The organism is Prosthecobacter fluviatilis (assembly GCF_055388355.1).
The window spans coordinates 4,317,334-4,333,222 of sequence record NZ_AP043782.1; the positions used below are offsets into that span (position 1 = coordinate 4,317,334).

Genomic DNA, 15,889 nt, shown 5'->3' on the forward strand with positions numbered 1-15,889 from the left:
CCCATACCACCCGCCATCATGCTCCCGCTTCGTTCCCTTTCCATCGCCGCCGTGTTCAGCCTCGGCACTCTTCTCCAGGCCGCAGACAGTCCCTTCGTCGGCCGCTGGGCGCTCACGATTCCCGGAGGCGGCGCAGGCTGGCTCGGCGTTGAGTCCAAGGACGGTGCCCTCAGCTCCAGCGTGCTCTGGGGCGGCGGCAGCGTGGTGCCCACCGCCGGCACCAAGATCGAAGGAGACACACTCTTCGTGACCCGCGAGCAGAAGAACAAGGAGGGCAAGCTGGCCGCCATCGAAACCATCACCGCCAAGATCGAAGGCGAAAACCTTAAGCTCACCACCTCCAAGAAAAACGCCGAGGGCAAGGACATCGGCAAGCCGCAGGACTTTGCCGGCAAGCGCATCCCCGACGTGCCGCCTGCACCTGACCTTTCCAAGGTGAAATTTGGCGCCCCCATCCAGCTCCTGAACGGCAAGGACCTCACCGGCTGGCGTCTGCTCAAGGAAGGCGTGGACAATGGCTGGAGCGTCGTGGACGGCGTGCTGCAAAACCGCGTCGTCAAGGCCAAGGACAAGCACTTCGGCAATCTGCGCACCGACGCCGAGTTTGAAGACTTCAATCTCAAGACCGAAGTCCGCACCCAGGAGGGCAGCAACAGCGGCATCTACCTGCGTGGCATCTATGAAGTTCAGGTCATGGAAAGCTTTGGCCAGCCGCTGGACTCCCACCACATGGGCGCGCTCTACAGCCGCATCACCCCCAGCGTCGCCGCTGAAAAGCCCATCGGCGAATGGCAGACCCTCGACATCACCCTCGTGGATCGCCACCTCACCGTCATCCTCAATGGCAAGACCATCATCGACAACGCCCCCGTGCTCGGCTGCACCGGCGGCGCCATGACCAGCGATGAGTTCAAGCCCGGCCCCATCTACCTCCAGGGCGACCACACCAACGTCGACTACCGCAACATGGTGCTCACCCCCGTGGTGAAGTAATCCTAAAACGTTTCTTTGCTGGTGCGAGGCGGAGGCCACCAGGCTTTCGTCTCACACCCCCAGGCGTTCCTTCACGGCCTTGATGGCCTTGTGCCGGTTGTCCACGGCCAGCTTTTTGAAAATGTGTTCGTTGTGCCGGTTCACCGTGTGCAGCGTCACATCCAGAATCTGTGCGATCTCAGGGTTGTTCTTCCCTTCGCACACCCAATGCATGACCTCGGCTTCACGCTCGGTCAGGCCAAGGCTCTGCAGACGTGCGATGGAAAACATGAGTGACTCCACACGGCCCAGAAGATAAAAGCGGTCTTCTTTGCACCGGGCCAGCGAGAGCACGATGCGCTGCCCCTCCTGCTCCATTTCCAGCGGCGGGAAAATGTTTTCGTTATTGTCCGCCAGCTGATGCAGCCACTGGCGCACGGCCGGTGGCAGAAAGTAATGCTGGGCTCCGGGCGCACGCTCAAGAGTTTTGCCAAAGAACCAGTGGGCCGCCTTGTCCCCTTCGAGAATCTCCCCATGCTCCGTCACGATGAGAAGTTCGCACGTGACTGCAGATAGCGGCCCGTCGCTTACGGTCTGATATGCGAGCTCCGTCGTCTTGCCCATGATGGAGCTGTGATGCGGGGCCGACTGTGCCGAGTTGCAGAAAGTCAGCCGCTGGTTGGCGATGCGTATTTCATCACCGTTGCGCAGTTTGCGCGCGCAGCTCAGGCGCATGCCGTTCACGATCACTCCGTTGCGGCTGCCCAGGTCATTGATCCACCAGTCATCGCCCAGCTGCATCAGCACCGCATGCCTTCGCGAAGCCTGTACATTGTTGATGGGGATGTCGTTGTCCGAACGACGGCCAATGAAACACGGGCCTGTGAGCGTGTGCACGCCTCCACTCCATTTTAAAAGGGCTGGTTGATCCTTCATCCCGGCATTCACTGGCATGGGGAATTCTGCGCAGGAGCATGCGATGTGCAACGTGAGCAAAAAAAAGTTCACGTATTGGCAGGTCTGCCAATAGCGCGTTTTTCAAAAGCGCCCGATGCGTTGGAGCACTCATCTACGCATTCATGAAAACTGATGTTTTGGAACTCAAACAGACGCGCTCTTCCAGGGCCTGTGCTGCTTCATCCGACAGTGCTGCCAAGAGGCAGCCCTGCACTCCCGGCGTAGCTGGCACACAGCGTCCGTTTTGCATGCTCTGCGTTCATTGTCCCAAGTGCCTTGAGAATCCCCACTCGGTCAGCTGCGACCTCTGTGCAGGCTGCCGGGCCTGCTCCATGCACGGCAGGGCTGGCTGAGATTTGCGGAGTGTTTGTGCCAGAAGCCAGGGGGATGGTTCGTATTATATCACAACCATCACGCCTATGAACACGATCCCTGCTCCTCTTCAAGGGCAGGCGGCCTCGTTTCAGGAAGCCGCCAGTGCCCGCAACGCCGAAGCGCGTTTTGTCATCCGCAATCTTCACCGCATCTGGCAGTTTCGCCGCATGCAGGCCACCTTCCTCAGGCCCTTCCGCCAGGCTCTGCGCCCCCTGCTCGTCTGGCTCCGGCAGGACCACGTCTGGGTCAGAAGCGGCCAGCAGGGCATGCCTCCTGTCGGACTCAAGCTGAAGCAGTTCGGCTGGGAGACCTTGGCTCTCAGCCTCGTGCTCGGCCCGCTGGCTTTCATCATGCTGCTGCCGCTGCTGATCCTCATCTTTCCGGCGGCGGTTCTCATTGCTCTGGCAGCCTTCGTCGTGGCTGCCGTGCGCAATGAAGCCGCAGATGCGGAAAATCATACGCTGGCATGGCATGCCATGCACTGAGCCGGGTCCGCTGCTTCAGCCGTTCGCCTTCTGTTTCTTCATCACCTTGTACACCAGCCATGCGGCGATGTTGATCACAGCCATGGCGCTCAGCAGCTGTGTCAGAGTGGTGGTCAGGCTGCCTTTGCCAAGGCCGCTTCCCACCAGGCTGAAGGCCACATTCAGCGGCAGGTAGCCCAGTGCGGTGCCGAGCAGAAAGCGCGTATGCTTCACCGGCGTCATGCCCAGCAGCACATTCAGCACCAGTCCCGGCACCATGAGCTGCCGCACCCAGAACACCCTGAGCACAGATGGCTTTTTCAGCAATTTTTTGAGCCACGGCCATTTCTCCGCCCGAGACTCAACAGCTCTCCGAAACCCATGACGTGATAAGATAAAGGCTCCATAAGATCCCAGCGTGGATGATACCAGCGACAGCACCAGACCTTCGCCAAATCCAAACACCAGCCCCGCAGCGGCACACAGCGGCAGGCGCGGCACGCCCAGCATCACACTGCCTGCGCAGGCGGCCATGAAGATCGCATGCGCGCCCCAGCCAAACTGGCGCACCATCTCCTTCCACGTCTGCACGTTGGTGACCCACGCTTTCAGCGGCGTGATGAACTGCGCCAGCACCATGAAGGCGGCCACCAGCAGCACGGCAAAGAGCACCTGGCGTGTCTCCTTGCCCAGCGCCCGGGAGGTCTCCTGCTCCACCGTTGTGGCGGTGGAGGCGTCCAGTTCTTCCAGCTCTTGAGGCGGCTCTTCAGGTGTCGCCATCATTGCAGCTTCCACAGTTTCGCGTCGCTGCGCACATAGATCGCACCTTTGGAAATCGCCGGCGTCGTCAGCACCGTCTCCTTCAGTTCCACCTCCTTCAGCACCTTGCCTTCAGGTGCCTCGGGGTCGATCACCTGGAAAATGCCGCGCTCATTCACGATGTAGATGCGCTTGCCCGCCGCCACCGGCGATCCGCTGAAGGGCCCCTTCAGGCGCAGCTTCCACGCTTCATCGCCGTTTTTCAGGCTCGCCTTGATCAGCACGCCCGCGCCGTTCACCACATAGATGGAGTCTCCCAGCACCAGCGGGCTGGCAGTGCCCGGGTTCAGCTTCTCATTGCGCCACAGCTGCGTCACCGCGCCCTTTTCCGGAGCCAGTGCCGTGATGCCATGAGACACCGCATACAGCGCCTCGCCCGTGCCCACGCTGGAGGGGATGGTGCTCGCGCCGTCGCTGTAATCCCACACCGTTTTGCCAGTCGCAGGCTCCACGGCCAGGATGCCCTTGCTCGACTGCAGGGCCACCACGTTTTTCCACACTGTGGCGCTGCTCCAGTTGGCTGCCTTGGGGCGCTCCAGCTTCCACTTGTTGCGGCCGGTGGCCACGTCCAGGCCTGCGGCAAAGGACTCGCTGTCATTCTCGCTCTGCACCACCAGCGTGCCATCCACCACCACCGGAGACTGGGACATGCCCAGGCTGTTGCTGGCATTGGCGTAGTCATACGTCAGACCGCGCAGCCAGAGCAGCTTGCCGTCGAGATCGAAGGCAAACAGGTCGTTGGAGGAAAACAGCGCAAACACATGGTCTCCGTCGCTGCACGGGGTGTTGGCCGCCACGCAGGTCTTGTTGTGCGTCATCGTGCGGCCGGTGGTGCGCATCACGCGTTCCCAGCGCTTGCTGCCATCCGCTGCATTGAAGCAGAACACATGCAGCGTCTCCTGTCCTGGGCCGCTGGAGCACGTCACAAACACACGGTCTCCCACCACGATCGGTGCCGAGAGCCCGCGCCCCGGCAGATCCGCCGACCACGCCACCTTGAGGTCATCCCCCGGTGTCTCGGCCTCGGTGGAAACCGCCGAGGCATTCGGTCCGCGAAATTGCAGCCAGTCGGCGTGGGCGAAGGAAGAAAGATAAAAGCTAAATGCTAAAAAAAGGGAGGTGGTCTTCATGACTCGGTCAGATTCTTGGATGTTTCAGATTTCATCTTTTAGTTTTTGGCCAGAATCGCCGTGCCCGTGGCATCGCACACGCGCAGCTGGAATTCCCACTCCACCGTCCACTGCTCCGTCTGCTCGTTCTGGCAGCACTTCACCAGGATGGTGTTCTTGCCCTTCTTGAGCTGGCAGGGCAGCTTGTACTGGTCCAGCTTGGCTCCGCGGTGGTACTCGTCACGGGCAAAGAGCAGCTCTCCGTTCAGCCACACCTTCCAGCCGTTTTTGCAGCCGATGCGGATCTCCGCCGGGCGGTCCTCGGTGCTGTAGAAATCGGTGGCCGCATAGCCCACCACGCTCTTCTCCATGCCAAAGGGCTTGTTGAAGTCGATCTTGCCGTACTCATCCGTGCTGGTGAAGTCCACCCACTTCGCCTCCTTGGTCTTGCCTTCGTAGGCCGCGTCAAACTTCAGCTCCTTCTCCGGCGGATACTCCGTGGCAAACCCACCGCGGTCAGCGTTGCTGAAAGGTGCGATCATCTTCCAGCTCATGAGAAAGCCGAAATGCTTGGGCAGGTCCACCTTCTGGCCCAGCTCCCGCAGCTTCTTGGCCAGCGTCTTGATCTGGTCCTCGTCGCGTGCCGCCGCCAGCCCTTTGCCAAAGGCCGAGACCGCCGCATCCTTGTCCTTCTTTTCCAGCGCCGCAGTGCCGGCGTCGATCAGCTTGGCCACCGGGTGGCGGCGCAGGTCAGAGCTGGGGTCTTCCAGCAGAGTCGGGGTCAGGTCCTCCGCAAGCTTTTCATCGGCTCTATGGATCAGGTCATACGCCACCACTCGAGCTCCGGGGCTGTTGTGCGTGTCTTTGAGAAACGTCACCAGCGCCTCCACCGGCAGCTTCTTGGCCTGCAGCGCCTCATCCGCCAGCACGCCCACGGCGGCACGCAGCCAGTTTTCCGCCAGCGGATTGGCCCCGTTCATGCCCTTCAGCACCTCCGGCAGCGCGGCGGGGTCCGCCTTCACGATCTCCTGCCACGCCTGTCCCGCCGCCTCATTGCCCTGACCCTCCCGCTGCACCGCGCGCAGCGTCTCGATGGGTTTCGACAAATCCTCCGCCGCCTGCAAAGACACGGCGGCAAGGGTGAAGAGACAGACGGATTTCAGTTTCATACAGTGGAACGGCAAGCTTTCACAAAGAACGCACCGAGCCAAGCTTGAGTTTCGTCACCTTTTTCACTCTTGCGGCTGCGCCCGCACCTCGATCATGCGCATCCTCACCGGGCGGCAGGTCCTGGCATCCAGTGTCACCTCCAGCACCGCGCCCCGGTCCCACTCCGCATCCGGCCCGGGGCCGTCAAAAACGGTGTTGCCCAGGGAGAAGGCCACACTCCCGGCATACAGATGCTCCAGCGGCTGCAGCGCATGCGGCCCGCTTCCGGCGATGAGCTGCACCCCGCTTTGCATCAGCCGCGCCGCCATCTCCCGCTGCCGCGCCGTAGGCACTGTCCGGTGCTCTCTGCCCCAGTGCGGCAGGGCGATGACGTAGTCCGCCTGGATGCCGGGCTCAGTCACCGTCGCATCTTCCCGCGAATCATCCAAGGCCAGCACCGCAATCCGTTTCCCCTTCACATCAAAGATGCGAGCCGCTGTACCGATGGGCACCAAGTGCTCCCTCCGCAGTGCTTCCTCAGTGGCTGCGCGGCCCTCAGGCCCGAGGTCCAGCGCATGGTTGTTCGCCACGCTCAGACCATGCAGCCCAGCCTCGCGCAAAAGGTTGGCGCATTTCGGCGGGGCGATGAGCTGCAGCCGGTCGCGCGGCTTGGTCGTGCCGATCACGCATTCGAGATTTCCCAGCGCCAGATCCGCGCGCTTCAAAATCGGGGCCACATTCTTGAGCGGGTCTGCCAGACTGGCGATGCTGCGCCCGAGCATCAGATCCCCGCAAACCGCGATGCGGATCACCTCTTCCGGCTCCCGTATCGTCATCAGAACGGGTTTGCGCCTGCGCTGGCGCAGCTTCGCATAAGGAAGAATTTCCGGCAGCCCTTCAAGCTGATGCACGCACAGGTCCGCATCGTCCAGCTGGCCCACAGGAGGCCTGTCCTCCCACACAGCCGCCAGATGCGAGCCAAAGTGCAGCAGCAGCGGTGTCTGCGCAGCATCGCAGCGGGTTAGGAATGGTCGCACATCCTCCGGGCTCCCCCACGGCAGCAGCCAGCCATCCGCGCGCAGAGCTGCCGTGATGAAGTTGGCGCAGTCCGCACCGTACCTTGCCTCAGCCCCAGTCTGAGTGCCACGCTGTAGCAGGCGCGAGTCAAACACATACGGCAGTCCAAACTGCCGGCTCCACCCCGCTCGCGCTCCCGTCGTCCCCGGCTTGCTCACCCGCACGATCTCCGCCGGCGTGCGTGTGCTCTCGCCATCACGAATGACCTCCGCATAAATCTCAAACGTGCCGCAGTCCGCACCACGCATCAGCTGCTCGAGCTTCAGGCGTCCCAGCGCCGGACCTTCCGCCAGAAGCCTTCGCTTCTGCCACATCCAGCGCGGGGCATGTGCCGCGAATCCCAGGTTCGCATCGCTGATCCGGTAGCTCGTCTCTGCCGCACTCAGTTGCCACCAGCGCACGCGCGCTCCGATGGGTGCGGGCTCGAGTTCCAAAATCGCCTCTGGATCAAACTCCAGTTCCCAGCTGCCATTGGGTGCCTTGAGTTTCCCAGGCACCTGGATGCGGTGCTGAAACGGCTCCCCGGCCCACTTCTCCAGCAGTTCCTCACCCTGCGGGTGCCGCCAGTGTTGCAGCAGCACACTCCGCAGCTCCGGCCCCGCCTTCGTCACATCAAACTCCGGCAGCCTCTTGCCCTGCCTCTCCAGCAGCCGCGCCATCAGCGAGCGGTCCGGCCCCGTTTTCGCAAAGGGATCAAAATGCACCTCCGCATTCGGAATCCGCCACGCTGCATCCAGCGCCAGTGTCACCAGCCTCTCCCCTTGCGCAGCATCTCGCAGATAGGGCGAGGAAATCGCAAAGCTCAGCCCCCTCAGCGCCCGCAGGTGCAGCAGCATCTCCATCATCCCTTCCAACTGCGCTTCCAGCTCTGCATCCGCCGTCTTCGCAAAATAGTCCAGATCCACGCTCGCCACCACCGGCTTCGCTTCCGGCCAGCTCTTCGCCTCATGCGCAAATCCCTCCAGACTCATCACCCGGTACCGCGGCCCCAGCGCCCCCGCCTCGCGTGGTAGCGCCTCCTCATGCGCATCCAGGTACTCGCGCGCATCCGTCTCCAGCGCCACCCGCTCCTCTTCACTCAGCCGCGCCCTCGGAATCCAGATCACCTCCGCGATGGGCGCCGGCATCAGCGGCTCGATCCAGTTGTAGCACTGGATCTTCCCCGTACTTCGCCACTCTGCCAGCATCTCCGCCCGCTGCTTCAGCGTCGGCCCACGCCGGATCGCCTTGCGGATCTCATCCGAATTTGCCATCCCATTCGCATCACAATGCGCATCGATCAGCACCAGCGTATGTGCCTCGCTCAGCGGCAGCGTTTCCACCAAATGGTAAAACACCCCTGCATGCGATTCCTCAATGTGGACCGGCAGCGTCTGCGCCAGCGCCTGACCGGCAAACAAGCAGGCGATCCACGCGGATTTCATGGCGTGAATCAGCGGATTGGCAGGATCTTCGGCGCTTTGTCGAGTGGTTGCACCAGCACGATGCGGCTGATCGCCGTGTCATGAAATTTCGACCCAGGATACACCCCCGCGATGGTGAGTTTGATCGTTTTCACCAGTTCTTTGGACGCTGGCAGGTCGATGTAAAACATGCGGGTGTTCAGGCATTCGTCAGGTATCAGCACACGAAACGGTTTGCCTCCGTTCACGCTGACATCCAGCGCGGACACCCGCCCGTTGGTTTCGTAGAGCTCATCGGATTTGACATACCCGTTCACTATGCCGAGCTGCCGGATGTGCGCGGGTTTGTCGGGTGTGATGACAAGAGACTCGCCCAGCCCCTCTCCGGCCACACCTTCGATCCATGCGTGCTTTGCATCTTCCTGTCGCAGGTTTTCCGCCTTGTAGCTGATGCCGTTCTCATCAGGCAGTTCGGAACTCGCGCTGACCTGAAAGCTGTTGTGGTGCAGGGCCCAGCTCTCGGCGCGGTAGCGGTCATTCACCCATTTGCCGTTCTTGGCCGCATAGACACTCTTCAGCCCGTTCATCGAGTCGGTTTCACTGGACTCATTGATGTCAAAGAGAACGATTCCTTTGCCTGAAGGCTCCTGGATTTCCAGATCGTCCTCCAGAGTCGGCTCGAAATCGTGGAAAACCCATTCCCAGTGGTCTTCTTTCCATTCGAACCGTTTCGGATGGTTGAATGCGATTTCCGCCTTCGGCCGTCCCATGGGACGCACCGTGACAATGCCGTCACGAATCGGCCCCTTCCACATTCCTGCCGCAGAAAAGAGGTAGGTGAACCTCCAGATGGAGCTCTGCTTGTACTTCACGACCAGCTTGCGTGCCTGGCCTGCGTCAAAATTGAACTTCACCTTGTACCAGCCGGTGACTTTCCGGTCCGCTCCTGCGGGACCAATCTTCTTGAGCTCCAGCTTGTCAGGGATCAGTTCAAACTCCAGCGGCTTGCCGTCGAGCGTGGCCTCAAAACCTTGCAGATGCTCGGTGAGGGCGGTCGCAAGCCGGGCCTTTGGATTCACGGCAGGCGCGGGTGCTCCCGGCATCACGTAGTTGGGGGGCGTCTCGGAAACGGGAAACCCCGCCTCGATCTTGACCTTCTTCCCAGGGTTGTGCAGCAGGTATTCCACCCGGATGGCCGCGTGTTCGATCTGCAGATCGATATTCAAACGCTCCGAAAGCATCTCCACCTGCTCGATGCCTATGGGTTGGAACGGTCCTGCTGTGGTGATGCTGCTTGCGTAACCTCCCCCGTTGGCCAGTGCTGTCGACGCAACAAGAGGCAGACTGAAAAGAAGGGGGAAAAAGAACCTCGTCATGGACATCGGATAATATCCATGAGTTTTCTTTTCCAAGGTCGGATTTTACTGCCTGCGCGCGCTCCGTCTTGCCTGCGTCCTCGACACCGCCCAAATCACCGCCACTATACGCGCCCTCTTCCCTCATGCTCTCCGTCTCCAATGTCAGCAAAACCTACGCCGGCCGTACCCTCTTCAGCCAGGTGTCGTTTCACATCAACCGTGGCGAAAAAATCGGCCTCATCGGCCCGAACGGAGCCGGCAAGTCCACCCTCTTTTCCCTCCTGCTGCAGGACACCGTCCCGGACGAGGGCAAGGTGGTGATGGAGCGCGGCATCAGCTTCGGCTTTCTGCCACAGGAGAGCGCACCCATTGACGACGTCACCGTGCTGGAGCTGGCCACCGGCCACATCGATGAGCATCAGCGTTGGGAGGTCGAGCCCAAGGCCAAGCGCATCCTCAGCGGCCTCGCCTTCCGCGAGTCCGACTTTGAGCGCAACGCCCGCACCCTCAGCGGCGGCTGGGTCATGCGCGCCCACCTCGCCCGCCTGCTGGTGCAGGAGCCCGACCTGCTCCTGCTCGATGAGCCGACCAACCACCTCGACCTCGAATCCCTCATCTGGTTCCAGACCTACCTCCAGAGCTACCCGGGCGCGATCCTCATGATCTCCCATGACCGCGAATTCCTCAATGCGCTGACAGACTGCATCCTCGAAATCGCCCACAGCAAGATCACCCGCTACACCGGCAACTACGACGACTACGTCCGCGAAAAAGCCGCCCGCATGGAGCAGCTCCAGGGTGCCTATGACAATCAGCAGCGCGAACTCGCCAAAATGCAGGCCTGGGTGGACAAGTTCAAGGCCAAGGCCAACTTCGCCTCCCGCGCCCAGGACAAGGCCAAGATGATCGATCGCATCGAGAAGATCGATGCCCCTGTGGCCGATGCCAAGACGGTGAAGTTCCGCTTTCCCCAGCCCCCGCGCAGCGGCCAGCGAGTCATCCGCATGAAAGAGGTCGACTTCGCCTACGGCCAGCAGCCCGTTTACACCGGCCTCGACCTCGAAATCGAGCGCGGCCAGCGCACCGTCCTCGTCGGCCCAAACGGCGCCGGCAAATCCACCTTGCTGAAGCTCCTTGCCGGAGCCCTGAATCCGCAGGCCGGCACACGGGAGCTCGGCCACAACGTCAAGCTCGGCTACTTCGCCCAGTATCGTGGTGATGTGCTCAACATGCGCCACACCGTCCTGCAGTCCGCCATGGACCTCCCCAGCCGTCCCGGTGAAAACATGTGCCGCACTCTCCTCGGCTCCTTCCTTTTCCATGGAGACGACGTCTTCAAGCCCGTCGGCGTTCTCAGCGGGGGTGAAAAATCCCGCCTCGTCCTCGTCCGCCTCCTGCTCGATCCGCCCAACTTCCTCCTCATGGACGAGCCCACCACCCATCTCGACATGGGCAGCATCGATGCCCTCATCGGCGCGCTCGAGCAATACGAAGGCACCCTCGTCTTCATCAGCCATGACGTGCACTTCATCCGTCAGATGGCCAGGAGCGTCCTCCACGTCAGTGCCGGCGTCATCACCCCCTACGCTGGCGACTACCAGTACTACCTCGACAAGTCCAAGGCCGGTTCCGCCCGCGAGGCCCTCACCGCCACCCTCCACAACGCCCAGCCTACCAGCTACAGCGCCGCCCCTGCGGCGAAAGAGCCGCCCAAGAGCAAGCAGCAGCGCCGCGCCGAAGCCGAGGCCCGCAACGCCTACAGCAAGGCCAAAAAGGAGCTCGATCTCCGCATATTCAAAATCGAGCAGGAGCTCGCCACACTCGACAAACGCAAAGTCGAAATCGTCGGCCTCCTGCAGGATGAAGCCACCTACGCCGACGCCGCCCAATTCCGCGCCCTGAGCCAGGAGCTGGAAGAGCTGGAACCCAAGCTCGCCCAAATCACCGCCGACTGGGAAAAAGCCACCGAGGAGATGGAAAAACTGAAGCCTGTCTGACACAAAGTCGCCCACCCCCCTCATTCCGGCCTTTGAAAACAGTTGCGTGCCCTTGGGGGCTGTGTTTTACCCCGCGGCGTGAACTTGTCATTCCATGAACTTGGTTTGCGGCTTGGTACAGTGCGCACCCTGCTGCTCCTGCTCTCCGTCAGCCTCCTCTCCTGCTCGGATCAGAGAGAGGTCCTCATCCGTCGCCCGCTTCCGGGCGGTGGCGGTTACTGGGTCCAGAAGATCGTGGTCAAAAAGCAGCAGCTCCCCCCCCGGGACCGGAAGTCCTCCCGCCTTCAGCCGTTTGTCCTGGACCAGGGCCAGTGGCATGGCGAAAACATGGCCGGCCCCCCTCGCATGGTGATCTCGCTCAGCGAGCAGAAAGTTTACTTCTACAAGGGCGGCCAGCTCGCCGGCACTTCGCCCATTTCGTCAGGGCGGGAAGGCATGGCCACCAGAGCCGGCAATTTCAGCGTCCTTGAGAAGGACATTGATCACAAATCTTCCCTCTTTGGCGAGTACGTCAGCAAGGACGGCACCGTCCTGAAGCGCGACGTGGACGTCCGCAAGCATGCCCGCCCCCCCGGCGCTTTGTTTGACGCTGCCAAGATGCCCTTCTTCATGCGCATCACCGGCGCGGTAGGCATGCACGAAGGCTATCTCCCCGGCTATCCCGCTTCCCACGGCTGCATCCGCCTTCCACATCGCATGGCGGAGATTTTCTACCACGAGTCCTCCGTCGGCACGCCTGTGAAGATCGTGCCCTGATCGCTGGCGGCATGCTCAGATGGCGGTGCAGCTCAGCGCGGCCAGTCTGTCAAAGTCCACCTGGTGGGTCTGCGCCTCCACATTCCTCCGCATCACCTCCAGCCCCGCCTGGAATGAATCCCCCACTGCGGCCATGTCCAGCGTCCGGTGGTAGTGAATGTAGATCACTGCTTCGCGCAGCAGGAAAAAGTGCTTGAGCTGCATTGCGTCCATGGCTGCCAGCGGGCCTCCCTGTGCGTAGCCCCTCCACAACGCTGCCCAGAGTGGCGCGATGCGGTCGTTCAGCCCATCATCGGCAAACTGGTTGAGCACCCTGCAGTAGATCGAGTCATACAGGATGGTCGCAAAATCCTGCGTCAGGTGCCCGTGCTCGCAGTTGTCGAAATCAAAAATCCACAGCTGGCCATCGTCCACAAAGCAGTTTCCCAGGCAGGCGTCGGCATGCACGAGCCCGTAGGTTTCCGGAGTCACCGGCAGCTCTCGCAGTTTCTCCATCAGATCCGCGAGGCTTTCCACAAAGGCAGGTGACAGCCGCCCCCGCAGCTCCGCCACATCCTCCCGCAGCAGCCGCGACTCATGCCAGTGTGGCCGGGCCCGCGCAGCATGGTCTGCGGGCAGACGCAGCGTGTGGCGGTGCAGCTCTGCCAGCACTCCGCCCAGCTTTTCATAGATCGGCGGCGCGATGTCCCCCTGCATGATTTTGCGCCCGGGCGCGTGCTCAAAGCACGTCACGATGCAGTCTGTGCCTGCGGTGTTCAGAGCCACGCAGATGTCCCCATTCAGTGCTGGAATAGGCCTGCACACGCGCACGCCCTCAGCTGCGAGAAATTCGATCCAGGCCAGCTCTGCCTGCACCTGCTCACCACTTCGGTGCCTCCCGGTGGAGACCCGAAGAATGCACTTTCTGTCCCCACGCCGGCCCAGGTACACATGGTTCTGATTGCTGCGCACAAACTCCAGGCCGTCAGGCCCCAGCCCATAGGGCCGGGCCAGCAGTGCCAGATGGTCGTGCGTGATCATGCTGCGGAATCATCGCACTAGGTGATGGCCCTTCATTGTCAAGCTCCGCAAAGGCAGGCCGGTCTGCCGGCAAACCTCGTGGGAAAACAACAAATCATTCATTCCATGAGCCATCGCCCGCTGCCAAACATCGGCTGGTTTTGCAATGGCCCGTCCCTTCCATCCGGGCTTTAATGGCGGTGAATGAAAACCATGGGCGGCGATGAACAAGCCTTTCGTAGATCCGAGGAGTTCGAAAGAAGCGTGCTTTCCTATGTCGCGGCAAAAATACGCTTCCTCGTTCGCGGCCTCCTGCTGTCCATCTCGGTCATGGTGCTCTCCATCCTGTTGCACTGGCTGTGGCCGGTCTCTGAGTGGAATGTTTCAGGAAACATGGCCGGTCTGGGGCTGGGTGGGTTCTTTTTCGTCGCCCTCTCGGCATTCCATGTGAAGCGCGTAAAATGCCCTTTATGCAGCAGGAAAACGGAACTCAGATCGCGGTTCACCGGGTTCGGCGGCGACGAGGAAACAATCATCATCTGCCGGTCCTGCAAAGTTCAGTGCCCTACAGGGATGGTATCGGATTGAGCTAGGCAGTGTGCGTGATCACCGTCTCGATTCGGTGGCCATCTGGGTTGATGACGAATGCCGCACAACAGCCCGGTCTTCAGGCTCACTTCACGATGATGAAAACCTTCGACATGAAAAACCCCTCCTTCTTGGGCCAGGCCAGTTTCGACAGCGCCTCTGTCAGCGCTTCGTGATCTGCATTGTCCATGGTCACAGATGCCACTGACGGCTTGCCGTCTTGCTGGCCAAACACCATCTTGATCCAATGAGTTCCTGCAGGCACCTCGGCGGAGGAAATCAGACGCCGCACCTCGGCTGCTGAGGCCGCCATCTCTTCTTGGGAAAGCTTCGCGTTCCCCAGAACCAGCATGTTCCCCAGAACAACTTCTCGCGGACCGGTCAAAAGATTCAGTTTCTCCACGCTCTGATGCGGATCTTCAGGATTGATAAACGCCCGGTAAATCGGATGAAACGTCGTCAGGATGAAGTTGGCCATCGCCTGCTTTTTGGCCTCATCCAGCGTTTTGCCCACTCCCGCCACGTACTCGATCACCACCTGGCCCGTGGGCAGCGAAATGCGGTACTCCACCTCGGCCGAGGTCCCGTTGGCCGTGGCGTTTGAACCATAGAGCTTCGCCTGCAGCCGGCATGCGTTCCCCTCAATGCCAATGCCTCGCTCATCCTCCTGGATACGCATCTCCCCATGCTGCTTCAGCCATTCCACCAGATGGGCGCGCCATTCCTCCTGGAGCTTCGGTTCTTGGCCGCAAAGCATCGTTCCGAAAAGAACGGTCGCACTTAGAAAGGAAAGAACTGCACGCATGGTAACCGCATGCTTCAGGCCACCGTGCAGATCTGCACCCCCTGCTTCAGCGAGGCCAGCTTGTCCGCACGCTTCGGGATGAACTCCTGCCCCAGATAGCCCGTGTATCCCGTCTCCTGGATCGCCTTGATGATCGCGGGATAGTTCAGCTCCTGCGTCTCGTCGATCTCCGCACGCCCCGGCACCCCGCCGGTGTGATAGTGCGCAAAGTACTCATGGTCACGCCGGATCGTCGCGATCACATCCCCCTCCATGATCTGCATGTGGTAGATGTCATAGAGCAGCTTGAAGTGCGGCGAGCCGATCTTCTTGCACAAAGCCACGCCCCAGGCGCTGTGGTCGCACATGTAGTCCGGGTGGTTCACCTTGCTGTTGAGGAGCTCCATCACCAGCGTCACGCCCAGCTTCTCGCACAGCGGCATCAGCCGTGTCAGCCCCTTCGCGCAGTTCTCCAGCCCCTGCTCGTCGTTCAGGCCATCGCGGTTCCCGCTGAAGCAGATCACCTGCTTGAATCCCGCTTCTGCGCTCGTCTGCAGCAGCGGCTCATACGCCTGCACCAGCAGGTCGTGGTGCTCCACCCGGTTCCAGCCCTTCGGGATCGGCCCCAGCTTCACACCACCCGGCGCTTCAATCGTCGGATAGCTCACCATCGCGCAGTGCAGCCCATGCTTCTTCACCGTCGCAAAATCCGCCGGATCCAGCAGCTCCACCGACTCCAGCCCGATCTCCTTCGCCGCCACGCAAAAATCCTCCAGCGGGATCTGCTTGTAGCACCACTTGCACACCGAGTGCTTCACCTTGCCCACGCCACCCGCAGCCTTGTCCGCCGCCTCCACCTCAGACCGCAGCATCGCCGCGATGGCACTGACACTGGCAAGAGTTCCGAACTGACGACGGGAAAGCGTGGATGGAGTCATGCCCACAACTTACATGGGCGCCCGGCAAGATTCCAAGCACAGAATAAGGGTTCGTATTTCGCCTCGTAGTTTCGCGGCAGCAGCATGACTCGCGGGTAAGCTTCTATGGGGCATCGCACAGGCGGCAGCAAAGTGGTCCGAACA

General features: G+C 61.2%; 14 protein-coding genes. 5 read left to right on the top strand and 9 right to left on the bottom strand.

The window, feature by feature from the left end; all coding sequences use genetic code 11:
• The first annotated feature begins 18 nt into the window (after positions 1–18).
• Entirely contained in the window at positions 19–993 is a 975-nt protein-coding gene (locus ACZ5WW_RS16895) for a 3-keto-disaccharide hydrolase (RefSeq protein WP_377166123.1), read from the top strand.
• Between the two features lie 51 nt (positions 994–1,044).
• On the opposite strand, the gene ACZ5WW_RS16900 is transcribed toward ACZ5WW_RS16895, so the two are convergent.
• A complete protein-coding gene (locus ACZ5WW_RS16900) occupies positions 1,045–1,869 on the bottom strand; it encodes an FHA domain-containing protein (protein WP_377166121.1) in 825 nt (274 codons plus the stop codon).
• Between the two features lie 479 nt (positions 1,870–2,348).
• Between ACZ5WW_RS16900 and ACZ5WW_RS16905 the strand changes: the two genes are divergently transcribed.
• A complete protein-coding gene (locus ACZ5WW_RS16905; RefSeq protein WP_377166119.1) occupies positions 2,349–2,789 on the top strand; it encodes a hypothetical protein in 441 nt (146 codons plus the stop codon).
• Between the two features lie 15 nt (positions 2,790–2,804).
• On the opposite strand, the gene ACZ5WW_RS16910 is transcribed toward ACZ5WW_RS16905, so the two are convergent.
• The 5 genes from ACZ5WW_RS16910 to ACZ5WW_RS16930 all read right to left on the bottom strand — a co-directional run bounded on the left by ACZ5WW_RS16910 (position 2,805) and on the right by ACZ5WW_RS16930 (position 9,701).
• Positions 2,805–3,551: a TVP38/TMEM64 family protein gene (locus ACZ5WW_RS16910; protein WP_377166117.1), complete on the bottom strand. Its 747-nt coding sequence runs from the start codon at positions 3,549–3,551 to the stop codon at positions 2,805–2,807.
• The gene (locus ACZ5WW_RS16915) at positions 3,548–4,717 is read right to left on the bottom strand and encodes an outer membrane protein assembly factor BamB family protein (protein ID WP_377166115.1); all 1,170 of its coding nucleotides are present in this window, start codon (positions 4,715–4,717) and stop codon (positions 3,548–3,550) included. Before ACZ5WW_RS16915 ends, ACZ5WW_RS16910 begins: the two co-directional genes overlap by 4 nt.
• Before the next feature lie 38 nt (positions 4,718–4,755).
• Complete coding sequence (locus ACZ5WW_RS16920) at positions 4,756–5,865, bottom strand: hypothetical protein (RefSeq protein ID WP_377166113.1); 1,110 nt, start codon at positions 5,863–5,865, stop codon at positions 4,756–4,758.
• 63 nt (positions 5,866–5,928) lie between these two features.
• Positions 5,929–8,346, bottom strand: coding sequence for a CapA family protein (locus ACZ5WW_RS16925; protein ID WP_377166111.1), 2,418 nt, complete (start codon positions 8,344–8,346; stop codon positions 5,929–5,931).
• A gap of 8 nt (positions 8,347–8,354) precedes the next feature.
• Positions 8,355–9,701 (bottom strand): NADase-type glycan-binding domain-containing protein, encoded by a 1,347-nt coding sequence (locus tag ACZ5WW_RS16930; RefSeq protein WP_377166109.1) that lies wholly within the window; start codon positions 9,699–9,701, stop codon positions 8,355–8,357.
• Between the two features lie 125 nt (positions 9,702–9,826).
• Between ACZ5WW_RS16930 and ACZ5WW_RS16935 the strand changes: the two genes are divergently transcribed.
• Positions 9,827–11,680 carry an ABC-F family ATP-binding cassette domain-containing protein gene (locus ACZ5WW_RS16935; RefSeq protein WP_377166107.1) on the top strand — a complete coding sequence of 618 codons (1,854 nt, stop codon included), beginning with the start codon at positions 9,827–9,829 and terminating at the stop codon, positions 11,678–11,680.
• 78 nt (positions 11,681–11,758) lie between these two features.
• Positions 11,759–12,436: a L,D-transpeptidase family protein gene (locus tag ACZ5WW_RS16940; protein WP_377166105.1), complete on the top strand. Its 678-nt coding sequence runs from the start codon at positions 11,759–11,761 to the stop codon at positions 12,434–12,436.
• Positions 12,437–12,451: 15 nt separating this feature from the next.
• Here the strand turns inward: ACZ5WW_RS16940 and ACZ5WW_RS16945 are convergent, their stop codons facing one another.
• Positions 12,452–13,456 carry a phosphotransferase enzyme family protein gene (locus ACZ5WW_RS16945; RefSeq protein WP_377166103.1) on the bottom strand — a complete coding sequence of 335 codons (1,005 nt, stop codon included), beginning with the start codon at positions 13,454–13,456 and terminating at the stop codon, positions 12,452–12,454.
• A gap of 183 nt (positions 13,457–13,639) precedes the next feature.
• On the opposite strand from ACZ5WW_RS16945, the gene ACZ5WW_RS16950 reads away from it, so the two are divergent.
• Positions 13,640–14,023 carry a hypothetical protein gene (locus ACZ5WW_RS16950; RefSeq protein ID WP_377166101.1) on the top strand — a complete coding sequence of 128 codons (384 nt, stop codon included), beginning with the start codon at positions 13,640–13,642 and terminating at the stop codon, positions 14,021–14,023.
• 85 nt (positions 14,024–14,108) lie between these two features.
• Here the strand turns inward: ACZ5WW_RS16950 and ACZ5WW_RS16955 are convergent, their stop codons facing one another.
• The gene (locus ACZ5WW_RS16955) at positions 14,109–14,780 is read right to left on the bottom strand and encodes a DUF6348 family protein (protein WP_377166099.1); all 672 of its coding nucleotides are present in this window, start codon (positions 14,778–14,780) and stop codon (positions 14,109–14,111) included.
• Positions 14,781–14,842: 62 nt separating this feature from the next.
• Positions 14,843–15,745, bottom strand: coding sequence for a hydroxypyruvate isomerase family protein (locus tag ACZ5WW_RS16960; protein ID WP_377166097.1), 903 nt, complete (start codon positions 15,743–15,745; stop codon positions 14,843–14,845).
• Between the last annotated feature and the right edge of the window lie 144 nt (positions 15,746–15,889).